We start from the raw sequence: 22147 nt of genomic DNA on the forward strand, positions 1-22147 counted from the left end.
GCATTCCGCCCGCCTTTCAAAAAGCTGGGGGAGGGTTCCTAACGATCAACCTTGATGACAATCGACTTGGAGAACATATCCTGGAGCCCCTTGCGTTCGGCACCCAGGATCATGAGATAGGGCAGGCTGAAGATCATGCCATTGACCCAGTGGCCGACCATTCGCAGGACAGCGGGGCCTAGTTCGATGCGACCGTAGGGGTCATCCTCGGGCACCACCCGCAGCTTCATGATCTTCTTGCCAGGGGTCGCCCCGAACTTCATCCAGCACCAGGGGATGAAGATGATGTAGCCGATGCAGATGACGAAGTAGAGCAGCGAGAAGATGCAGCCCAGGAAAGCCACCCCGGGGCCGATGATCCTGGCAAGAATCGCCGTGAGGACCCCGCCCACGATCATGAGCACGATGACCGGCACAGCGAAGATGACCCCGTCCAGCACATGGGCGCAGAGTCGCGTCACGAAATCGCCCCGCTCGCCAGTGGGAATGGCATCGTCGGGAACCGGGGGGAGGAGGCGCTGCAGGAAGCCCGGGGCAGGATTGGCCGCTGAGGCAGTGAAGGACGTGGGAGCCGGTGCGGGATTGGGAGCCACCGGAGGGGGAGCCTGGGGCGTTGGCGGAGGCAGTGCCAGAGCGATGGGCGCAACGGCTGGAGCCGCTGGCGGCGGCAGGGGGGAAGGCTGGACGACAGGAAGCTCTGCCTGGGGAGTGACCTCCAGAGGGTCGGGAGCACCACCAGGGGTCGCCTGGAGCTTGGCCACATCCTCGCTGCTGAGGCGGACGGTCCCGAGGGGGTTCACACTGATGGCCTCCGTGGGCTGGGGGTTCACGAAGGTCATCTGGACCTGGCCCAGGGTGAGGCGATCCCCGTCCATCAGCGGAGATGTCTGGATCCGGGTGCCGTTCACAAGGACCCCGTTGCTGCTCTGCAGGTCCTGCAACTCGTAGGAGTTCCCCACCTGGCGGAGGATCGCGTGATGCCGGGAGATGCTGGGATCCGACAGGCGAAGGGCATTATCCAACTCCCGTCCGATGTGGATCTCGGCATCCACTAATTCGAACTCCCGGACTCCGGTGCTTTCTTGCACAAGCAGTTTGGCCATATGTTCCTCACATGGGATAGCGTGCCTGAAGTTTAGATGGTCAGACCGCTTCCTGCAAAGACATATGAATCAGTTGCTTCCTCCCTTGACCAGACTCATTCCCTGAGCCAATCTGGCAAAGACGTCACCTGTACGCTGGAGGCCACATGGTCCTGTTCAATGCAGCCACCAAGGAGCTGACGGCCAAGGTCGTGTATTACGGACCCGGCCTCTGCGGCAAGACCACCAACCTGCAGCATGTCTACGACTCCCTTCCCCAGGATGGGCGGGGCAAGATGCTATCCCTGGCCACCCAGACCGACCGGACCCTCTTCTTCGACTTCCTTCCCATCGAACTGGGCACCATCCGTGGCATGAAGACCCGCATCCAGCTCTACACCGTGCCAGGCCAGGTCTTCTACGACGCCACCCGCAAACTGGTGCTCCGGGGAGCCGATGGCGTGGTCTTCGTGGCGGACTCCCAGTCGCCCATGCTGGACAGCAACCGCGAGAGCTTCCAGAACCTCATCGACAATCTGAAGGAGCAGGGAGCGGACCTGGAGACCATGCCCCACGTCATCCAGTGGAACAAGCGGGATACGCCCAACGCCCTGCCTGTGGAAATCCTGGAGCGCGAGGTCAACCGTTTCAAGACGCCCACCTTCGAGGCCTGCGCCACCCGGGGTGAGGGCGTCCGTGAAACCCTGACAGGCATCGCCAAACTCGTGCTCAAACACCTTTCAGAGAAATACGGTGGGGCCCTCGAGGCTGAGCCACCTCCGCCTCCCATGCCCCTTCCCCGCCCCAGAGCCGAGGAATCCAAGCCCCTCGAAGTCGAGGAGCTGAGTGGCGGCGAGATGCTGGAGGAGATCGAGGAACTCCCAGGCGCGGACGGCAAGGCGGGCACAAAGACCACCGCACTTCACCTCAGTGCCCACACCAGCGTGGTGGAGGTTCCGGTGGTTCTGGACCGCAGCCTGTTCAGCGGGGAAGGCCCCGTGGAGATCAAGCTGAAGCTCTATCTCAAGTAGGCCGGGCATCCGGGCCAAAAACTCCCGGCCAGAAAAACAAAGACCATGAATGAATATTTAATTATTGTCTTTTTGCCTTCAGTGCATCAAATTTCGACGGCATTTTGAAACCCTGTAACTTATAGAGGTCGACCTCATTACCGCATGCTACGAAGCGGAAGGACAGTCGCTGTTCAACTGGCAACGAACTTCAAGGGCATGTTGTAAAGTGGAGGGTGCAAACCAGTTGAAACCCCGTTCAAGGGGTCAGTTTTCTATCACGGGCTACATACTCCGCCTGTCGCCTATAATTTATGCTTTAATCATTACAGAAGCCCCCAGCGATGCTCCATGTTCCAACCCTTGCACTCATCATGGGCCTGATCTCCATTGCGCTGGCGGTCGCCCTGACGGTGCAGTACCGGGTGAACCGCGCCTACCCTGGCATCGGCTGGTGGATGTTGGGCTCCACACTGACAGCACTCGGGTGCATCTTTCTCTGCGCGACCGTCATTGACGCCATCGAGTTCCTGAGCATGTTCGGGAACCCCTTCCTGGTGGCTGGGCGCGTGTGCATCTTTGTGGGAGTTGCGCAATTCCTCGACAGGAAGTTCTCTCCCGCGCTGATGGCGACGCTATTGGTTGTCTCCTGGGCCGTCTACTACCTCTACCTTTTCGGCTACCCGAATGTTTCGGCTCGCACGGTCACAGTGTCTGCGGCGATCGCCCTCGTCTCTTTCATGACAGCCCATCTGCTCCTGGGCCACCGCCAACCGGAGATCCAGGGATCGGTCCGATTCACAGCCTGGGTGTTTGTAGCGCACGGATGCTTCCTGTTGCTCAACATTTACAAAACCCTGAATTCGCCCCATATCGAATCCTACCTGCAATATTCGTCCATCCAGAAAGCGGCGTTCGTCGTCCCGATCGTGACCAGCACGCTGTGGACCTTCGGGCTGATCCTCATGGTCAACCAGCGCCTGAACGCGGACAACCTCGCAGAGAAACTGAAACTCCAGCAGGCCCTGGACGCCCTCAAGGAGAGCGAGGAAACCTACCGCTCCATTCTCAATGCCTCGCCCGATGACATCACGATCACGGACCTGGAGGGCAATATCATCATCATCTCCCCCGCCGCCAACAGGATGTTCGGCTACGAGCAGGAGGGAGGATTGAGACTGAGCGTTCCGGACTGCATCGTGCATGAGGATCGTGCGCGAGCGCAATCCAACATGCGCCTTCTGCTCCAGGGGGAACTGAAAGGACCCAACGAATACAGAGGCGTGCGGAAGGATCGATCCACCTTCGACATTGAGGTCAATAGCGGCCTCATCCGTGGGGCCCAGGGGCAACCCACCAAGCTGGTGTTCGTGGTCCGAGACATCACGGAGCGGAAGAAGGTGGAATTGGAGAAGGCGGAGCTGGAAACCCGGAACCGGCAGCTCCAGAAAGCGGAGAGCCTCAGCCGCATGGCGGGCGCCATTTCACACCACTTCAATAACAAACTCCAGGCGGTGATGACCAATCTGGAACTGATGGGAAACCGACGCAACGGGGGCGATCCCGGCATCTGCCTGAGCCGAGCCAGGCAGGCCACGGAGCAGGCCTCCGAGGTGAGCCGACTCATGATGGCGTATCTGGGGCAGACCTCACATGAGCAAGCGCCCCTCGCCCTGTCCGAGCTCTACCAAGGCAGTTTGCCCCTCCTCCAGGGAGCCCTTCCGCCCCGGGTTACCCTGAGCGCCGACCTGCCTTCGCCCGGTCCCGTCATCCAGGGAAACGGAGACCAGCTCCAACAGGTGCTGATCAGCCTGGTGACCAACGCCTGGGAGGCAATGGGGGAGAGGGGTGGGGAAATCCGCCTCGCCCTTCGAACCTGCCCGGCATCGGCCATCCCCGGTGTGCACCGTGTTCCCATCAGTTGGCAACCCCAACCCATCACCTATGCATGTCTGGAGGTCGCGGACTCCGGCCCTGGCATCGCGGAAGAGGATCTGGACAAGCTGTTCGACCCCTTCTTCTCGACCCGCCTTCCGGGCCGGGGCATGGGTCTCCCCGTGGTACTGGGCATTGCGCAGGCCCATGGCGGTGGCCTTTCCGTGGAAAGCCGACTCGGACAGGGCAGTGTGTTCTGCATCTATTTGCCATTGAGCGAAGAGGCGATGATACGCCCTGCGGATGCCGCAGTCCCGAGCATCAGAGCGGGGCGGAGCCACGGCACCCTTCTCCTGGTGGATGACGATGTGCCCTTGCTCGAAACCACCAGTGACCTGTTGAAGATGATGGGATTCTCTGTGCTCTCCGCCAAGGATGGCGTCGAAGCTCTTGATGAATTCCGGGCTCACCGGGATGAGATCCGTTGCGTGATCACGGACCTGACCATGCCCCGCCTGGATGGATGGGGAACCCTTTCGGCCCTGCGCCAACTTGATCCTGCCCTGCCCGTCATCCTGACCAGCGGCTACGACCGGGCACAGGTCATGGCAAGGGAACACCCCGACCGCCCCCAGGCATTCTTGGGCAAGCCCTTCAGCCTCAAGCAGCTCCAGGAAGCGGTTGCAGCGGCCCTTGGATCTTCCAGGTAAAGGAGGCCTTGGCGCTATCGGATGCTCCCGGAATCAGACTGCCCAGGAAACATCCATCACTTCCCCTTCTTGTATGCAGCGAACAGGACCAGCCCGGCGCCAACCACAACCAGCCCCCACCCAATGGTCGCCGGAACCGGGATCTTCTCTCGGGAGCGTGCGCTGGCCTCGAAGGGCCCCAGCCGCGCGGTGTGCTGCCTCGAATAGGGAAGGCCTTCCCCAGGCAGGGAGTAGGCTCCCAGGAAGAGCAGGAAAAGACCAAGGAGAAGCATGAGGGGTTTGCGCATAGGAGGATTGTCGCAAGCCCCGGGCCTTTCGGGCAAACTGGAGCGTTGTCTTTTGAAGGTTCCCATGTCCCGTCCCGTTGTCACCCGCTTCGCCCCATCCCCCACCGGCATGCTCCACATCGGTGGTGTCCGCACGGCCCTCTTTTGCTGGCTCTTTGCCCGCAAGCACGGTGGCCGATTCATCCTGCGCATCGAGGACACGGACCTCAGCCGCTCCACCGATGACAACATCCGCATCATCGAAGAGGGCATGGCCTGGGTGGGCCTGGACTGGGACGAGGGTCCCATCGTGGGCGATCCCACCCAGTGGAAGGGACCCCACGGCCCCTACCGCCAGATGCAGCGCATGGAGAGCCACTACAAGCCCGCCGTCGAGCGGCTGCTTGCCGAAGGAAAGGCCTACCGCTGCCGCTGCACCCGTGAAGAGCTGGACGAGCGACGCAAGCTGGCCGATGCCAAGGGGGTGCCCTTCACCTACAACCAGGGTGTGGACGCCGGGAAGGGCTGCCGCGACGCCAACCACGACGCCAGCCAGCCCTACTCCGTTCGCCTGAAAATGCCCCAGGACGGCGCCATCATCCTGGACGACCTGGTGAAGGGGCACATCGAGTTCCCCGCCGACACCCTGGACGACTGGATCATCGCCCGCACCGGCGAGGGCTCCGAGATCGGCGTGCCCACCTACAACTTCTGCGTGGTGGTGGACGACACCGGCATGGAGGTCACCCACGTCATCCGGGGCGATGACCACGTGGCCAACACCCCCAAGCAGATCGCCCTCTACCAGGCCATGGGCTATGAGCTGCCCCAGTTCGCCCACGTGCCCATGATCCTCGGCAAGGACGGCGCCAAGCTCAGCAAGCGCCACGGGGCCACCAGCATCACCGAGTACCAGGCCCTGGGCCTTCTGCCCTCCGCCGTGCGTCTGGCCCTGGCCCGCCTATCCTGGACCCCCAAGATCGATGGCAAGGCCGTGGAGAGCGCCGAGGAGGAGATCCTCACGGACGAGCAGATGATCCAGCTCTTCGATCTCAACGAGATCCAGAAGAGCCCGGCCCGCTTTGATATGGACAAGCTCAACTGGATGAACCAGAAGCTCATTCAGAAGGCCACCTGGCAGGAGCTGGAGCCCCACCTCCGCCCCTTCCTGCCCGAAGCCTGGGCCCCCAAGTCCGATGAATGGAAGCGCATCGCCATCACCGCGACCCAGAAGGGCAAGTCCCTGGTGGAGATGGCCGAGGCCCTGCGCTTCGCCTTCGAGCGGCCTGCGGAATTCGACGAGAAGGGCGTGGCCAAGTTCATGACCGAGGCCGTCAAGCCCGCCCTGAGGGAGGTGGCCGCCCTCTCCGACTACGCCCACGACGCCCTGGAAGCCGCATTCAACGCCATCCTGGAACGCCATGGTCTCAAGACCAAGGACCTGGCCCAGGCCCTGCGGGTGGCCCTCTGCGGCAAGCCCGTGAGCCCCGGAATCTTCGACACCCTCATGCTCCTGGAATCCGCCGAAGTCCAGGCCCGTCTGGAGAAATGGATCTGATGGAGAAGAAAGCCCTCGAACTCTTCCACTGCCCCCCCCAGAACTACAACTGTGCCCAGGCCGTTGCCGCAGCCCATCAGGCGATCACCGGGGATAGCTCGCTCAACGTGGAAAGCTTCCGAGCTTTCGGCGGAGGACGGGCCCCGGGAGGCGAGTGTGGGGCACTGTTCGCAGCCTGCCAGATCAACCCCGGCAACGCCGAAGCCATTCGGGCCGCCTTCCAGAAGCAGGCCGGCCACCTGGACTGCGCCTCCATCCGGGTGAAGGGCGCAGCCACCTGCCGGGCCTGCGTGGCCCTCGCGGCGGGACTGCTCGAATCGGACTCCCTCGATTTTTGATACCCGGAAGCTGCGAACCTCACGGCAAGGAAATGGCAGGTGGAGGGGAATGTTGCCGCTATATTTTCATGGCAGTTCATTTCCCTTCTGTTTTTATCCTGCCCATCCTGCATATCCTGTTGAAAAGCTTTGAACAGGATAGACAGGATGGGTAGGATAAATAATTAAAAAATCATAACTTTATCAACGAAGGCTGGTGAGTTCCTGATTTGCCGCCGCATCCCAATGTGCGGTTACGCTGCGGTTGACGGCGAATCGGTATTAGGCTCCCAGCAGCTCTCCGCAAACATCCCGTCTCCCCGGTCATCCGGAAGGAAACGGGATGTTTTTTCAGGGTGAAGCCTGGGACGGTCAAGGCACCTTGAAGGTGAAGCGCGGGTGGCAACCGAGGCAGCGGTTCTCGCTGGCCTTGTGCTCGTGGTGGCACATGTTGCAGTCGCCCCAGACGCCATAATGGCGGTTATCGTGGGGGTTCCGCGGATTCAACTTGGCGGTCTTGGTGGCCAGTTCCTGGTTGTCGTGGCAATCCAGGCACTTGGCCATCTCGACCGGAGCCTGCTTTTTGGCCGTGCCATGGCACGAAACGCAGTCAAGGCCATGACCGGCATGCCGGGAGGCCGGGGCCTTGGGCGCGGCAAAAGCGGCCACCCCCAGAAGGGCCAGAACCAGCGGAGCAGCCTTGAGGAAACTCATGATCACTTTTCTCATTTTCTCTCCAATCACGGGACGGAATCGGGCAGACAGGGCTACAGCTTGGCGACATACCTTCCGGCCAGATAGCCGAAGGTGTAGCAGCGCCCCAGGGAAAGCCCGAAAACAGTCAGCGGATAGTCCACGCCTCCGTAGAAGCCGCCACCCAGGTTGCCGACGATGAAGAGCCCCTTGATGGGCTGCCCCTCGGCGTTGAGTGCCTGGTGGTTCTCGTCCACCAGCATGCCGGAGCAGATCGCGGACACCCGCACCCGGCGGTGGATGCCGTAGAAGGGAGCCTTCAGGACGGGCACCATCTTGTCGCCGGGCTTGCCGAAGTCTTCATCCTTGCCCTTGGCACAGAGCTCGTTGTAGCGCTTGACCGTAGCCACCAGGACGGCAGGCTCGATCTCCAGCTTCTTGGCCAGCTCTTCGATGGAGTCCGCCTTGAAGGTATTGACCTGGGATTCGAACACGCCCTTCTTGGGGCCGGGCTCCTCGGGCATGTAGTTCTTCAGGCCCTCGGGGGGCACCAGCCTGCCAGGCCAGTTGGCGGCGGCGGTCATGTAGTCTGCGTCGAAGACCTGGGAGTAGTGTCCAGCGTTCTTGGCATCCTTCAGGTAATTGTTGAGGAGGGACATCTCCACGGTCTCATTGACGAAGCGCTTGCCGCCGCGATCGACCGCCAGGAAGGGCATGTCGCACATGGTGGCGGGACCGGCGTCGAAGTCGTGGAGCATCTTGGTGTGGCCGATGGGCTCGATGACGCCTCCAGCCCAGTAGGCCATGACGAAACCATCCCCGGTCCTTTCCATCTGCTTGCGTTCGAAGTTCCTGATATCGGGGATGAAGTAGTCCGACATGGCCTTGTTGTTCTGGTAGTCGCCCGTGGCCAGGATCACACCCTTCCTGGCCAGGAAGCGGGTGTACTTGCCATCGGGCCCCTTGGCGATGACCCCGAGGACCTGCCCGGCCTTGTTCTGAACCAGTTGGGCCGCCGGCATGCGGTAGAAGAACTTGACCCCCGCCTTCTCGGCGGTGACCGCCAAGTGGCGCATACCTTCACCGGTGGTGTAAGGCTTGGGACCGAAGAAGGAGGTCACCCAGCTCAGGGGATAACCGTTGATGTTCTTCATCTGGGGGCCGCTGCCCTGGTTGATCACGGGCGAACCGCCCTGCTTGGCCCGGTCGATGACCCACTTGACGGCCTCACCGGAGTTGTAGGCCCACTGGCGGATCAGTTTGGGATTGCAGCGGTGATTGCTGTCGGCGATGAGACGGCCGATCATCGCCTCCACGGCGGCCTTGTCGGTGCCAGCCAGATCGAGGCCGGAGCCCGTGTTCCCCTGGGCCAGGGCGAAGGGGGCCTTCTGCACCACGGCGACCGTGGCCCCGTTCTCCCGGGCCGAAAGGGCCGCAGGCACGCCGGAAGCCCCTGCCCCGATGACAACAACATCAAAGGTGAGGGTCTCCTTGATGTCCTTCTCGGGAATGGCCTTGGGCTTGGGCAGGAAGGAGAGCGTAGCCCCACCGTCAGTGCTCTTGCCGAACTCGCCGCTCATGGCGCCGGCATCAGCCCGCTTGGCGGCGGCGCTTCCCGATTCCTTGGCATCGAGACCGTTCAGCCCGAGCGCACCGAGCCCGGCAAGCCCCGCAGCCGTCCGGCCCAGGAAGCCACGACGCGAGAGCCCGCGATCAAGCACATCCCGGGTATAGGCATCCATCTCCTCAGGTGTTTTGTCCTTTTTGCTCATCCTTCTTCCTCCTCTGTGGACTTGCTTCAACTCCATGCCCGAAAAATGCAGGCGGGAAGCCCGCCCAATCGACAATCAGCCAGACAAAACCAAGCCCCCCGGGAATGGGAGACAAGAGTCGAACAAGAATCCTCATCAGTTTCAAAGATAGTCTGCACTCAACACATTCAGCTGTGGTAATGAAATTTATAGATATTAAGACTATGACATTCTCAAACCGTCGATTTTCAACAGAATCACAATACCGTTTGCAGAGAACAGGCAGCACCACGACCATCGACACCAAAGCGGCCCATCCTTAATCTTGGAGACCGATCCGACTTTCAACCTGAGCCAAAGGCTGTGTTCACGCACAAGGAAATGCCGGGGGATATCCCGGCATTTCCTTTCCCAGGTTGACCCACCAGCGCATCCTTCCACCGACTGACATTACAGCGCCCCGGGATCATCGTGGTGACCCCGGGGCGCAATGACTTGCCTGATCCTTCCTCGCCTGGAAGTCCTTAAAGCGCTGCCAGGGCGCTCTCGTAGTTGGGCTCGCTGGTGATGTCCGCCACAAGCTCGGTGTGCTTGACCAGGCCATCTTCCCCCACCACCACCACGGCCCGTGCATGGAGACCCGCCAGGGGGCCGTCCACCAGAAGGGTGCCGTAGGCCTGGGCAAAGCCGGCGTTCCGGAAGTCGGAGACCGTAACGACCTTGTCCAGGCCCTCGGCGGCGCAGAAGCGCGCCCCAGCGAAGGGAAGGTCCCGGGAAAGGCACAGCACCACAGTATTCTCCCGTCCAGCAGCCTCCACATTGAAGCGGCGGACGGAAGCGGCACACACCGGCGTGTCCACGCTGGGGAAGATGTTGATCACCACCTTCTGTCCCTTCAGATCGCCGAGCGTGCACTCGGACAGGTCAGGCTTGACCACCGTGAAGTCCGGGGCGGGGGAACCAAGCTGGGGCAGCTCGCCGCAGGTGTGGACGGGGTGACCTTGAAGGGCGGTGGTGGCCATGGTGGAACTCCTGAAGGTTGAGGTCCCAGGGGGGACAAGGACTATGATGCTTCACAAAATTAAATTGTGCACAATTTTTTTGAAACAACTTTCTCCGCTTACGCAACTTGCTATCTCAAGGGATCTTGAAGAGATTCTTCAGACCGTGGGGCTGGGAGCGCCAGTATTGAGGGGGGGCATCCACCTGCTCCCCCAGGGCCGCAGCAGCGTGCCAGGGCCAGCGGGGATCGTAGAGCATGGCGCGTCCCACGGCCACCAAGTCTGCCTCGCCCGTGGCCACGATCGCAGCGGCCTGCTGGGGCTCGGTGACGAGCCCCACCGCTATGGTCGGAAGCCCCGCCTCAGCCTTGATGCGGGCAGCAAGGGACACCTGGTAGCCCGGCCCCAGGGGAATCTTCTGAAGGGGGCTGAGCCCTCCGCCGGAGACATGGATGTAGTCACAGCCCCTGGCTTTGAGGGCCTTTGCCAGGACCACGGACTGCTCCAGATCCCACCCCCCCTCCACCCAATCGGTGGCGGAGATGCGCACACCCAGAGCCCGATCCGGCAGAAGCTCCCGCATGGCCTCAAAGACCTCCAAGGTTAGACGCATCCGGTTCTCCAGGGAGCCGCCATAGGCATCAGAACGGTGATTGGAGAGGGGGGAAAGAAACTGGTGGAGGAGATAGCCGTGGGCTGCATGCAGCTCAATCGCCTGGAAGCCCAGCCTCCTGGCGCGCAGGGCGCTCTGGGCAAAGGCCTCGACCACCCGGCGGATGCCCTGGGCATCCAGCACCGAGGGTTCGCAATCTTCCTCGGCGAAGGGAAGCGCCGATGGCGCCACCGGCCGCCAGCCTCCCTCGACCGCATTCGCCTGGCCGCCCCCCATCCAAGGCGATCGACAGGAGGCCTTGCGCCCGGCGTGAGCGAGCTGGATGCCTAGGGGAACCCGGCTGAAGCTTCGGATGCTATCCAGCACATCTCGCATGGCGTCTTCTGTGTCTTCAGACCAGAGGCCAATGTCCTGCGGAGAGATGCGCCCCTCCGGAAGCACAGCCGTGGCCTCCACGATCAGGAGCCCGGCTCCGGACACGCCAAGGCTGCCCCAGTGCATGCGATGCCAGTCCCCAGCCCTTCCATCCGTTGCCGAGTACTGGCACATGGGGGGGATCACGATGCGATTGGGCAGGGTGAGGCAACCGAGGGCGAAGGGAGTAAAGAGTGGATCCATGGCACCACCTGGGGTGGCCATTATCCCAGGCGCTTGAACTTTCGCCAGACCCCGGGTTCCCCCTCGAACCAGTCCGGCATGGGGCGCGGCCTGAAGCGGCCATAGATCAGGCGCTCCGCCCGGCTCATCCACCATCCGGCCCTCCGCTTGCGGGAGGCGATTTCCGTTGCCAGACGGTGCAGCACCGTCCTGGGCTTGGTCCAGGGACACGAGGCCAGGCACACGCCACAATCCGTACCTGTCTCATTCCAGACCTTGAAGCAGGCCTCAGGGTTGATGGCCCACTTCTCCACCCCCCGGACACAGCGGGGGCCACCATGTGGAATGGCGCCCCCGGGACAGGTCTCCGCGCAGATCCGGCAGTCCCGGCAGAACTCCTCCACGCCGATATCCCCAGGGGCATCCAGGGCCAAGGGCAGCTCGGTGGTCACAGTGGCAAGCTTGAGGCAGCTTCCCAGTTCCTTGGTGATCATCATGCCGTGGCGCCCAAGCTCCCCCATGCCCGCGTCGATGGCCACGGGCACCGCGAGCACCTGGTAGTTGGGCATGACGTGGGCCCTGGCGGGGTAGCCCAGGGAGCGGATGTAGGCGGCCAGGGTGGTAGCCACGAGGGCCAGACGACCATAGACCCCCATCACTTCGACGGTTTCAGAGAGCACTGGTCCGGTCTTGATCATCTCCGGATCGAGCCCGATGGCCAGGCTGATGGCAAAGGGATGGGAGAGCTCGATGGGCTTGCCCCAAGGGCGGGCCGGATCCCCCCAGGTCTTGCCGATGTGGGAGTACACATGCGCCGGATTGAGAGGGCCGATCTTCACCAGATCCGCCCCCAGGTGCCGGGCGAAGCTCCTGATCTTCAAGGCGGCCCTCCCTGGCTCCAGAGCGAGGCGCTCGGCTGCCACTGGGCCGTCCACGGCCTCCTCGCCGCTCAGGCGCAGGAGGGCCTCCATCTCCTGGGCCAGCAGGAGCTGGTCCCGGGGATCCCCCACCCGGCCGAGCCCTGGCAGTTCCCGGATCTCCTGATCCTTGGCCTCCCACTCGGGATGGCTGGCGTAGAACGCCCGGTGGACCTCGGAACCGGGTTCATAGGTGTTGCGGGCCTGGACAGTGTCCCTTTCGTCGAAGCGTTCCAAGGGGCCAAGGACCCGGTATCGGGGTATGGGGATCTGCATGGTGCCTCCTCTACGTTTTGGAACGATCATTCCACAAATGGGTAAAAAAATCAGCCGAGCACGGACAAAGCCACCTTCACGATGTCCTCCAGGGTTCCCCGGTCCGTCACCACCTTGCCCAGGGTGTTCACCCCGTAGAGGGTGTTCACGAAAAAGCGGGCCAGGGCCCTGGGATCCTGGTGGGCCCCCAGTTCACCCTTTTCCTGGGCCCGTCGAAGGCAGGCCGCCAGGCTTTCCTCAAGGTCATGGATGTTGTCCCGCACCAGCTCCACCATCTCGGGATCCAGCTGCAGGGATTCCGAGGCCGTATTGACCATCAGGCAGCCCCGGCGCCCCTGGCTTTCGAGGGCGTCGACTGCCCCCCGGAGGAGGCGGGCCAGCAGCACCCGCAGGGGAGCCTCCTCCATCAGGAGCGCCGCCCGGAGCCGACCCCTCTGGCGCCGGTAATGGTCCAGGGCCTTCAGGAAGAGTTGCCGCTTGTCGCCGAAGGTGGCGTACAGGCTCTGCCGCTGGACACCGGTGGCCTCCACCAGATCCTGGATGGAGGCAGCCTCGAAGCCCTTGGCCCAGAATACCTCCATGGCCCTTTCCAGGGCGGTCTCTGAATCAAAGGCCTTGGGTCTTCCCATGCGAGAATGCTGGGCGTTCAGGAACGACCGGTCAAGAATTCTTTTCGTGGTAGGCCCTCAGGCGCGCCACGGCGGCATTGAGGGTCTCCAGCTTCTTGGGGAAGGCGAAGCGCACCGTCTTCCTTCCCAGACCCGGGGTTCCGTAAAGGCAGGATCCAGGCACCACGGCCACCCCGAGGTGCTCGGGCATCCAGCGGGCGAAGTCGTCACAGTCGCCGTCGAAGTTCCAGGCGCTGAAATCCGCCAGGGTGTAGTAGGAGCCCTCGGGCATGTGGCACTTGAAGTTCAGAGCCTCAAGTTCGGGCATGATCAGGTTCCGGCGCTCAGTGTATTCCCGGGTGAGCTTCTCGTAGTAGGACTCGGGGAGCTTCAAGGCAGCAGCGGCGGCGGCCTGGAGGGGAACCGGCGCGCAGATCGTGGTGAAGTCGTGGACGGTCCGGATGGCCAGGCTGTAGGGCTCATAGGCGCAGATATAGCCCAGGCGCCAGCCCGTGATGGCATAGGTCTTTCCGAAACCGCCGACGGTGATGGTCCGCTCGGCCATGCCGGGCAGGCTAGCCATGGGGATGTGCTGGCGGCCGTCATAGACGATCCGGTCATAGATCTCGTCGGTGATCACCAGGAGGTCGTATTCCTGGCAGACCTTGGCCAGCCCCTCCATCTCCTCGCGGGTGAAGACGCGGCCCGTGGGATTGTGGGGGGTGTTGAGAATGACAGCCTTGGTCCTGGGGGTGATGGCGGCCTTAACCCGCTCGGGGTCCAGGGTGTAGTCCGGCGCGTCGAGGGTGACGAAGCGGGCGGCGCCGCCGGCGAACTTGATCTGGGCCCGGTAGCCTTCGTGGAAGGGCTCAAATATGAGTATTTCGTCATCGCGGTCAAGCAGGGCCTGGAAAATGATGGCCATGGCTTCGGTGACACCACAGGTCACCGTAATGTGCTGATTCGGATCGTAGTTCAGATTGAAGCGTTTGAGCAGGGACTCCGAGATGGCCTCGCGGAGTTCGGGATTGCCCCAGGTGATGCCGTACTGGTTGCGTCCGCTGCGGAGGGCTTCACAGGCGGCCTCGATCACCTCTTGAGGTGCGTCGTAATCAGGAAAGCCCTGGGAGAGGTTGATGGCATTATGCGTGATCGCCAGACGCGTCATTTCCCGAATGAAAGATTCGCGCATGCCGTCGAGCTTCTTGGCTGTCTTCATCACAACTCCACACTTCCAGCCAAGCTGGTTTCTCTCATTGAGCATAACGAAACGGGTGCCTGTTTGCACACGTACTGCCCTTCCGCCATCCTTCGCTGCGGCTCGCAAGTGCATAGCCAATCAGGAACAGCCTTGCCTGGCATAGGGCGGGCCAGGAGGTAGCCCTGCACGCAATCAGCCCCGTATTTCCTCACCAGGCCGAGGTCATCCTGACGCTCGATCCCCTCAACGGTCACGTTCACCCTCAGGTCCTTGGCCATGGCGCAAAGGTGGCGCACCAGGGTCTGACGATCGGGATCCACCACCAGGTTGGTGATCAGGGCCCGATCAAACTTGATACCCCTCAGGGGCAGATCCACCAGGATCCCCAAAGAGGAGAAGCCTGCTCCGAAGTCGTCCATGACTACGCCAACCCCGATGCCCAGCAATTCGCGAAGCACCCCCACCAGATCCTCCGAGGCCGTGATCATCGCGTGCTCAGTTATTTCCAGGTGCAACCACCCATGGGACAGGCGATGACGTTCGAGTTCCTGTGAAAGCCATGTAACGAAATCCTGCGCCAGAAGGGTATCCGGTGCCACATTCACCGCAATCCCGGAACAGTGGGCCCCGGGGTGCCACCAGGCCCGGGAGGCGGCTAGCGCATGCCGGAGCACCTGGCGGTCTGCCCATCCTGTCCGGCCCATGCGCTCACAGGCAAGGAAGACCAGCTCCGGGTTGACACGGCCGAGATCGGGGTCCTCCACCCGCAGCAGGGCCTCGAAGCGAATTCCAGGCACATGACTGCTGACGGGCAGGATCGGCTGGTAGTGCATCTCCAGGCAGCCATCCCCGAAGAGGCTGTCGAGCCTTTCCGCAATGAGGGCCAGGCGCTGGGCATCCACGTCCTGCGGCAGGTCCCGCACGCTTCGCACCATGGCGAAGGCACGGTTCAGGATCCTCTGCCGACGGGCTTCAACGGCCACATCGCTGATCCGGTAGGCCGCGATCATGACCCCAAAGAGCACCAGGGCGAGAAGAACCGGCAGCCCTTCCCCTGGATGCGCCCCCGGCAAAGGGGGCGACAGGGGCACGCTCGTGGTCAGGCAGATGTGGAGGGGAAGGATCACCAGCCCCCCCACCACCTTGTCCCCCCACGTCAAAGGCTTGAAGACCCCATCCAGGGAACGGAGGCGCGCGGAACGGTGCCGGAGGGCCAGCCCCCCGGCCAAGGCTGTGGCAATCAGGATGGCCAGCAGAACCGCTCCCCATCGGATCTCGCCCGTGGGCTTCCCCAGGGCAGAGACCTGGAGGAAGTGCCCGAAGAGCATCCCGGTGGCAAGCAGGGCTCCGGCCCCCATGATCCGGAGCCTATCCCGGGTGCTCACCAGGGCAGGAACGCAGATCCGGGCAGCCAGGACCATCACGATAAGGGAGAAGATGGCCGGTGCAAGCCTGGCCCCCCGGGGAGCCATGTCCTGGTAGAGAAAAAGTCCCAGGGCATCCAGGGACCAGACCATGGCACCGATGCAGAGCGATGTGCGCGCGAAATTGGCCCTGCGCTCCAACTCCTCAATGGCGAGAGCCGCCTGTTCCACAAGGCGCTGGCACACATGGACCACCAGAATGGAGAACCCAAGGAAGAGCAGCCAGGCAAGTTCAAAGACAGCCATCCGGGGTCCTCAAAAGGGGTGATCGGGAGAAACGATAACTGAATACTACTTGTATACCGATCCACCCACACCCCTTTCCGGCCCCCTATCAGCGGGCAGATTTTTCTCCCGAAGCGATGCCAGCCCCGCAGGACTTGGTAGGAGCGTTGGCTTCGATGAAGCAGTCTTCGCACACCTTCTTGCCATGAAGATCGCAGGCGTCATCTTCAGTCAGCTTCTGCTTGCAGATTTCGCATTCCATGACTTCCTCCAAGGGTTGGTTGTGATGCACCTTGCAGTCAATCTATTCCCGCAGAAGCGATTCACAAGATGCGAAGCACCACCTGCTCAAGTTCCTCGATATTGGAGCACGGAGTTGGAGACATCGCAGAGGAGCCAGAGGTCGGGTTTGGTCAGCTTCCGGCCCGCCTGGAAGATCCGGAGGGGGATGCCCCCGGTCGCCATGGCCTTGCGGGTGACGCGCCGGAGATCGATCCACCCCCGCAGCCCGGCCTTCCGGCGCCGACCCCGGCGGACCGCCAGCTTACGGGCCAGCCTCTCCACCTCGGCCCCCATCCGCCAGAGCATTCGCTCATCCGCCTCCTGGAACGAGGCATGCCGGGGATCCTGCCGCTGCATCACCCGGATCAGCTGGGCCCTCCCCAGCTTCTTCACCAGCATCCGATCCATCTCCTGCCCCCACGGACCCCATTCCGGTGCCCAGGACCGAGGCCACTGGTGCCGTGACCATTCCGGGCTCCAGGGCTTCGAAGTAGAGATCCAGCAGGCGATGGAGGTAGTCTTCCCCCCACTCAGCCTTGAGCAGGGTGGCGTTCAGCAGGCTGCAGAGCGCCGAGGGGTTGCTTTCCATTGGGAGCTGGCGCACCGCGTGAAGGCAATCCAGCACCTCCGAGGGGCTGATGGCGTGGCCAGCCTGCCTCAGGGTCCGGGCCAGATCCAGGATGACGTATTCCACTTCACACCTTTCCTCGACGCTCCATTCCATGCCTGACGCCAAGGGGTGTCAACGCGTGCGGGGCATCGCCTTTCAAGCTAAAATGATTGATCGGTCTTTTCCTGTCTGCACGCCGCCGGATGCCTGCCCAGACGGTTGACCCATGCCACGAATGGATAACACCTCTATGACCCAGACTCAGCCTGTCCCTGAACCCCGAAGCCTCAACTTCATCGAGGAGATCATGGAGGCCGATCTGGCCTCCGGGAAGCACCAGGGACGCATCGGGACCCGCTTTCCCCCGGAGCCCAACGGCTACCTCCACATCGGCCACGCCAAGTCCATCTGCATCAACTTCGGGCTCGCCCAGAAATACGGCGGCAGCACCAACCTGCGATTCGATGACACCAACCCGGTGAAAGAGGATGTGGAGTACGTCGACTCCATCCGGGAGGACGTGGAGTGGCTGGGCTTCCGCTGGGCTGAGGAGCACTATGCCTCCGATTACTTCCAGCAGCTCTACGACTACGCCGAATACCTGATCCAGGCCGGGAAGGCCTACGTCTGCGACCTCACGGACGAAGAGACCCGGGAGTACCGGGGCAACTTCCACACCCCGGGCAAGGAGAGCCCCTACCGCAGCCGCAGCGTCGGAGAGAACCTGGACCTCTTCCGCCGCATGCGGGCCGGGGAGTTCCCGGACGGTGCCCGGGTGCTCCGGGCCAAGATCGATGTGCAGTCCCCCAACATGAACCTGCGGGACCCCCTGATGTACCGCATCCGACGGGTGCACCACCACCGCACCGGGGACGCCTGGCCCATCTACCCCATGTACGACTACGCCCACGGGGTCAGCGACGCCATCGAACGCATCACCCACTCCATCTGTACTCTGGAGTTCGAGGACCACCGCCCGCTCTACGATTGGTTCCTCAACCAGGATGTCGAGGGCAGGTTCTTCACCCGTCCCCTGCCCCGCCAGATCGAATTCGCCCGCCTGAACCTCACCCACACCGTCATGTCCAAGCGTCGCCTGCTCCTGCTGGTCCAGGAAGGCCACGTCACGGGCTGGAACGACCCCCGCATGCCCACCATCTGCGGCCTGCGGCGCAGGGGCTACACCCCCGAGTCCGTGCGGGCCTTCGCCGAGCGGGTCGGCGTGGCCAAGCGGGACATGGTGGCCGACGTCAGCCTGCTGGAGCACTGCATCCGTGAGGACCTTGAGGCCCAGGCCCCCCGCGCCATGGCAGTGCTGCGCCCCCTCAAGCTGGTCATCACCAACCTGACCGAGGGCGAGACCCACTGGCTGGAGCTCCCCTTCCACCCCGAGAAGACCGAGATGGGAACCCGCAAGGTGCCCTTCACCCGCGAGATCTGGATCGACCAGGACGACTTCCGGGAAGAGGCCCCCAAGAAGTGGTTCCGCCTGGCCCCCGGCGCCGAGGTCCGCCTCCGGGGCGCCGCCCTGGTGCGCTGCGAGGGGCTGGTGAAGGACGATTCCGGGCAGGTCGTTGAACTGCACTGCACCTGGGATCCAGGAAGCCTCGGGGGCAACGCCCCGGACGGCCGCAAGGTCAAGGGCACCATCCACTGGGTGAGCGCCTCCCACGCCGTTCCAGCGGAAGTGCGCCTCTACGAGCAGCTCTTCACCCAGGAAGACCCCATGGATGTCCCCGAGGGCGGCGACTGGCGGGACTTCATCAATCCCCACAGCCTGGAGGCCCTCACGGCCCAGCTGGAGCCCAGCCTGGCCAGCGCCAAGGCGGGGGATCGTTTCCAGTTCGAGCGCACGGGCTACTTCTCCGTGGATCCAGACTCCGGTTCCGCCGCCCTGGTCTTCAATCGCACCGTCGGGCTGAAGGACAGCTGGGCCAAGATCGAATCGAAAGGTTGAGCGCATGCAGACCACCCAGCGATTGGCTGAAGAAAAGCCGATCAAGCTACTGATCCAGTTCAGCATCCCCGCCATCGTGGGCATGCTGGTTTCTGCCCTCTACTCCGTCATCGACCGGATCTTCATCGGCGGCGCCGTGGGCTCCATCGGCATCGCCGGCATCACCGTGGCCTTCCCCATCATGATCATCCAGCTGGCCTTCGGCCTCCTGGTCGGCATCGGCGGCACGGCCCTGGTGTCCATCCGCCTCGGTGAGAAGAAGCATGAGGAGGCCCTGGGAATCGTGGGCAACGCCTTCGTCCTCCTGATCGTCATCTCCATCCTTATTTCAATCCTGGGCCTGATCTTCCGGGATCCCATGCTCCGGGCCTTCGGTGCCAGCGAGCAGGTCCTGCCCTACGCCCGGGACTTCGTGACCATCATCCTCTACGGCTCCGTGGTGATGTCCACCTCCCTGGGCATGAACAACTTCATCCGGGCCGAGGGCAAGCCCCAGAAGGCCATGGCCTCCATGCTCATCGGGACGGTGATGAACATCATCCTGGCCCCCATCTTCCTCTTCGTCTTCAAGTGGGGCATGAAGGGCGCGGCCTGGGCCACGGTAATCGCCCAGGTGGTCTCCTGCACCTGGGTCGTGTCCCACTTCTTCAGCAGGACCAGCACCCTTCGCCTCTACCGGCGGAACATGCGCCTGAGCCTGGCCAGGGTCAAGGCCATCATGGCCATCGGCATGCCCCCCTTCTTCCTCCAGATCGCCGTCTGCATCCTGACCATCGTCCTGAACAAGAGCATGGAGCACTATGGCGGGGATACCGCGGTTTCCGGCATGGGGGCCGTCACCACCATCCAGATGCTCGTCATCCTGCCCATCGCCGGCATCAGCATGGGCGCCCAGCCCATCATCGGCTTCAACTATGGCGCCAGGAGCTTCGACCGGGTCCGGGAGGTGCTGAAGATGGCCATCATCTCCGGGAGCACCATCGCCGTCCTGGGCTGGCTCATGATCCAGATCTTCTCCACCCCCCTGATGGCCATGTTCGCCAAACAGGATCACGCCTTCGTGGCCTTCGGCTCCCGGGCCCTCCGGATCTTCTCGGGCCTGATGTTCCTGGCGGGCTTCCAGGTGGTCGCCTCCAACTACTTCCAGGCCATCGGCAAGCCCCTGGCTTCCATGCTCCTGACCCTGTCGCGGCAGGTGCTCATCCTCCTGCCCGCCATCCTCGTCCTGGGCTTCTTCTTCCAGGTGAACGGCATCCTGGTGGCGGGGCCCATCGCCGATGTCTGCTCCACCACCCTGACGGGCATCTGGCTGGTCCGGGAGCTCCGGAGCCTGCGCGAACAGCACGCGGCGAGCAACTGATCAAAAGATCCACCACGAAGACTCCAAGGCTCCAAGAAGCCGTGTATTCTCATTCGGCCCTTTATTTACCAAGCAAACCCGCGCAGCGGGGTTGCTTGGAGGTGGATCTGTTTTTCAGTCCCTCACCCCCATCGCCCGCAGGAAGACCGGCAGGACCGGGTTGTCGTTGTCGGCCATCCAGGCCACCACGAAGGGGGCATCGCTCCCCTCGCCTCGCATCTCAACCATGGCATGCCCTTCCCCGATCTGGACCTCGGCGCGGTAGCGGGGGAAGATGGCGATGCCCGCGCCCATCTCGATGGCCAGGAACAGGGACTCCAGGTCGCTGAAGCGCTGGGCGATCCTGGGCCTGAAGCCCGCCCGGGCGCAGGTCTCCACGAAGCTGGCATGGGCCGGCGCATTGACCGGGAGGTTGAGCTCCAGGAAGCCCTCCCCGGCCAGATCACCGTGGGTCAGGCTCTCCCGCTGGGCCAGGGGATGATCCTTGGGAAGGACCACCACCAGAGGCACGGTGAAGAGGAGCCGGTGGTGGATTTCCGGACGGTCCGGCATGGAGAGCTGAAGCATGAATGCGATATCCACGCCGCCCTTCTGGAGCGCCTTGGACATGGCCACCATGTCCAGGCGCTTCAACTCCATGGCAATCTTGGGGTGCTCCCGCCGGAAGCGCCTCAGGAGCGGGGGGAGGAAGCGCTTTTCGGCGATGCCGTGGAAACCCAGGACTAGGCTCCCGGCCTCACCGCTGGGCAGGCCCTGGATCTCAGCAACCAGCTCGCCGTATCCCTTCAGAAGCCCCTGGAGCCCCTCGTGGAAGCGCTCCCCGGCGGGGGTGAAACGGACCAGATGGGGATCCCGCTCGAAGAGCTTCACCCCGACCTCCTTCTCAAGCGACGAGATCTGGTAGCTGACAGCTGACTGGGTCAGGAAGAGTTGCCGCGCTGCCTTGGTGAAGTTCATGTGCTCGGCGGCGGTCATGAAGCAGCGCAAATGACGGATATCCACGAATGCCCCACTGGTTTCCCCCATTTAAGCATTGATCCCCTAATTTTTTCATCTTGATCCTCAAAACATTTCAGATTCGAATACCTGCTCATATCAAATACAGACTCCATATACTAAAGTCCAGCTGCAAACCTGCGCCCAAGAGCTTCCAAAAGGCCTATAAAAGCGATTTCTTCGCCCACAAGCCCCCCTGGGGAGGCCTCCGGCTTGGGCGAGCTCTATTTACTTTCATTTCATTATGGAGTTGATCCATGGTCATGCCCAAGGATTCCATGACGGCCGAAGAGCGGCTCGTCGCCACCATCAACCTCAAGCCCACGGATCGCGTGGTCTGCTCGGTCCTGGCGGACCAGTGCGCGGGGCAGTTCGCCGGAATCACCAACAAAGAGTTCCAGTGGGAGTGGGACAAGGCCATGGCGGCCTACGAGAAGTTCGCCGAGGCCTACCCCATGTGGGATTCCAACGCCATCATGATCCATGGCAGCCATGGCCCCACGGCCCAGGCCGCCGGCATCATGCGCAACAGTGAGCATTTCGTCGGTGGGGCGTGGGCGAGGCTGCCTCAGGTAGACGGAGCCCCCACCGATGAAATGCGGTGTTGAACAAGCCCGGAGCGGCGGGGGAGTTGGGCGAGGGCTATGGGGAAATCGCGCCTGCTGATCCACTTTTTGGGGACGCCAGGTCCCCTGTCGCCCAGGGATTGCTGACTGCTGAGCCCGACAGTCCCGGCAGGGGCTTGGACCGAGTTGGCGTCATAGCAGGGCTTCGCCGTCCCGCCGTGGTGGAGGTCGTGGTGCAGGTGATGGATAGCT

21 protein-coding genes and 1 pseudogene are annotated in these 22147 nt (G+C 62.7%); 8 read left to right on the forward strand and 14 right to left on the reverse strand.

The features are described from left to right. Window positions 1-38 precede the first annotated feature (38 nt). Window positions 39-1103 (reverse strand): FHA domain-containing protein, encoded by a 1065-nt coding sequence (locus HOLFODRAFT_RS0208105; protein WP_005037673.1) that lies wholly within the window; start codon window positions 1101-1103, stop codon window positions 39-41. A 146-nt stretch (window positions 1104-1249) separates the two neighbouring features. Here HOLFODRAFT_RS0208105 and HOLFODRAFT_RS20150 point away from each other — a divergent pair. Together HOLFODRAFT_RS20150 and HOLFODRAFT_RS0208115 are read left to right on the forward strand one after the other, a co-directional pair. After that, window positions 1250-1828 (forward strand): annotated as a pseudogene (locus HOLFODRAFT_RS20150) (GTP-binding protein); the annotation flags it as partial. 608 nt (window positions 1829-2436) lie between these two features. Continuing rightward, the gene (locus HOLFODRAFT_RS0208115; RefSeq protein ID WP_005037676.1) at window positions 2437-4677 is read left to right on the forward strand and encodes a PAS domain S-box protein; all 2241 of its coding nucleotides are present in this window, start codon (window positions 2437-2439) and stop codon (window positions 4675-4677) included. A 56-nt stretch (window positions 4678-4733) separates the two neighbouring features. Here the strand turns inward: HOLFODRAFT_RS0208115 and HOLFODRAFT_RS0208120 are convergent, their stop codons facing one another. Further along, the gene (locus HOLFODRAFT_RS0208120; RefSeq protein ID WP_005037678.1) at window positions 4734-4964 is read right to left on the reverse strand and encodes a hypothetical protein; all 231 of its coding nucleotides are present in this window, start codon (window positions 4962-4964) and stop codon (window positions 4734-4736) included. Window positions 4965-5028: 64 nt separating this feature from the next. Between HOLFODRAFT_RS0208120 and gltX the strand changes: the two genes are divergently transcribed. Both gltX and HOLFODRAFT_RS20155 read left to right on the forward strand, forming a co-directional pair. Next, entirely contained in the window at window positions 5029-6501 is a 1473-nt protein-coding gene (gene gltX, locus HOLFODRAFT_RS0208125; RefSeq protein ID WP_005037679.1) for a glutamate--tRNA ligase, read from the forward strand. After that, window positions 6501-6839: a hypothetical protein gene (locus HOLFODRAFT_RS20155; protein WP_005037681.1), complete on the forward strand. Its 339-nt coding sequence runs from the start codon at window positions 6501-6503 to the stop codon at window positions 6837-6839. Before gltX ends, HOLFODRAFT_RS20155 begins: the two co-directional genes overlap by 1 nt. Window positions 6840-7190: 351 nt before the next feature. Here HOLFODRAFT_RS20155 and HOLFODRAFT_RS0208135 read toward each other — a convergent pair whose 3' ends face one another. The 11 genes from HOLFODRAFT_RS0208135 to HOLFODRAFT_RS24465 all read right to left on the reverse strand — a co-directional run bounded on the left by HOLFODRAFT_RS0208135 (window position 7191) and on the right by HOLFODRAFT_RS24465 (window position 17130). Next, the gene (locus HOLFODRAFT_RS0208135) at window positions 7191-7547 is read right to left on the reverse strand and encodes a cytochrome c3 family protein (protein WP_005037683.1); all 357 of its coding nucleotides are present in this window, start codon (window positions 7545-7547) and stop codon (window positions 7191-7193) included. Window positions 7548-7585: 38 nt separating this feature from the next. Next, complete coding sequence (locus tag HOLFODRAFT_RS0208140) at window positions 7586-9283, reverse strand: FAD-dependent oxidoreductase (RefSeq protein WP_005037685.1); 1698 nt, start codon at window positions 9281-9283, stop codon at window positions 7586-7588. 503 nt (window positions 9284-9786) lie between these two features. Continuing rightward, window positions 9787-10284, reverse strand: a complete 498-nt coding sequence (gene tpx / locus HOLFODRAFT_RS0208145) for a thiol peroxidase (protein ID WP_005037688.1) — start codon at window positions 10282-10284, stop codon at window positions 9787-9789. A gap of 115 nt (window positions 10285-10399) precedes the next feature. After that, complete coding sequence (locus HOLFODRAFT_RS0208150) at window positions 10400-11494, reverse strand: NADH:flavin oxidoreductase/NADH oxidase (RefSeq protein WP_005037690.1); 1095 nt, start codon at window positions 11492-11494, stop codon at window positions 10400-10402. Window positions 11495-11514: 20 nt separating this feature from the next. Further along, window positions 11515-12666 (reverse strand): 4Fe-4S dicluster domain-containing protein, encoded by a 1152-nt coding sequence (locus HOLFODRAFT_RS22885; protein WP_005037692.1) that lies wholly within the window; start codon window positions 12664-12666, stop codon window positions 11515-11517. A 50-nt stretch (window positions 12667-12716) separates the two neighbouring features. Further along, window positions 12717-13295, reverse strand: a complete 579-nt coding sequence (locus HOLFODRAFT_RS0208160; protein WP_005037694.1) for a TetR/AcrR family transcriptional regulator — start codon at window positions 13293-13295, stop codon at window positions 12717-12719. Between the two features lie 31 nt (window positions 13296-13326). Beyond that, a complete protein-coding gene (locus HOLFODRAFT_RS0208165) occupies window positions 13327-14493 on the reverse strand; it encodes a pyridoxal phosphate-dependent aminotransferase (RefSeq protein ID WP_005037695.1) in 1167 nt (388 codons plus the stop codon). Beyond that, complete coding sequence (locus HOLFODRAFT_RS20165; RefSeq protein ID WP_005037697.1) at window positions 14493-16145, reverse strand: EAL domain-containing protein; 1653 nt, start codon at window positions 16143-16145, stop codon at window positions 14493-14495. Before HOLFODRAFT_RS20165 ends, HOLFODRAFT_RS0208165 begins: the two co-directional genes overlap by 1 nt. Before the next feature lie 88 nt (window positions 16146-16233). Next, window positions 16234-16386, reverse strand: coding sequence for a hypothetical protein (locus HOLFODRAFT_RS24815; protein ID WP_005037700.1), 153 nt, complete (start codon window positions 16384-16386; stop codon window positions 16234-16236). Window positions 16387-16472: 86 nt separating this feature from the next. Next, window positions 16473-16805: a VWA domain-containing protein gene (locus HOLFODRAFT_RS0208180; RefSeq protein WP_005037702.1), complete on the reverse strand. Its 333-nt coding sequence runs from the start codon at window positions 16803-16805 to the stop codon at window positions 16473-16475. Beyond that, window positions 16717-17130 carry a hypothetical protein gene (locus HOLFODRAFT_RS24465; RefSeq protein ID WP_148300398.1) on the reverse strand — a complete coding sequence of 138 codons (414 nt, stop codon included), beginning with the start codon at window positions 17128-17130 and terminating at the stop codon, window positions 16717-16719. Before HOLFODRAFT_RS24465 ends, HOLFODRAFT_RS0208180 begins: the two co-directional genes overlap by 89 nt. 136 nt (window positions 17131-17266) lie before the next feature. Here HOLFODRAFT_RS24465 and HOLFODRAFT_RS0208190 point away from each other — a divergent pair, with 136 nt between their 5' ends. Both HOLFODRAFT_RS0208190 and HOLFODRAFT_RS0208195 read left to right on the forward strand, forming a co-directional pair. Then, a complete protein-coding gene (locus HOLFODRAFT_RS0208190) occupies window positions 17267-18973 on the forward strand; it encodes a glutamine--tRNA ligase/YqeY domain fusion protein (protein ID WP_005037704.1) in 1707 nt (568 codons plus the stop codon). A gap of 4 nt (window positions 18974-18977) precedes the next feature. After that, entirely contained in the window at window positions 18978-20333 is a 1356-nt protein-coding gene (locus tag HOLFODRAFT_RS0208195) for an MATE family efflux transporter (protein WP_005037706.1), read from the forward strand. Between the two features lie 114 nt (window positions 20334-20447). Here the strand turns inward: HOLFODRAFT_RS0208195 and HOLFODRAFT_RS0208200 are convergent, their stop codons facing one another. Continuing rightward, window positions 20448-21335, reverse strand: a complete 888-nt coding sequence (locus HOLFODRAFT_RS0208200; RefSeq protein WP_148300399.1) for a LysR family transcriptional regulator — start codon at window positions 21333-21335, stop codon at window positions 20448-20450. Between the two features lie 251 nt (window positions 21336-21586). On the opposite strand from HOLFODRAFT_RS0208200, the gene HOLFODRAFT_RS0208205 reads away from it, so the two are divergent. Continuing rightward, window positions 21587-21937 carry a hypothetical protein gene (locus HOLFODRAFT_RS0208205; protein ID WP_005037710.1) on the forward strand — a complete coding sequence of 117 codons (351 nt, stop codon included), beginning with the start codon at window positions 21587-21589 and terminating at the stop codon, window positions 21935-21937. After that, a partial coding sequence (locus tag HOLFODRAFT_RS25065) for a hypothetical protein (RefSeq protein WP_211237941.1) occupies window positions 21934-22147 on the forward strand: 214 nt, incomplete at its 3' end. The genes HOLFODRAFT_RS0208205 and HOLFODRAFT_RS25065, both read left to right, overlap by 4 nt.

This window comes from Holophaga foetida DSM 6591 (genome assembly GCF_000242615.2).
Classification (GTDB): domain Bacteria; phylum Acidobacteriota; class Holophagae; order Holophagales; family Holophagaceae; genus Holophaga; species Holophaga foetida.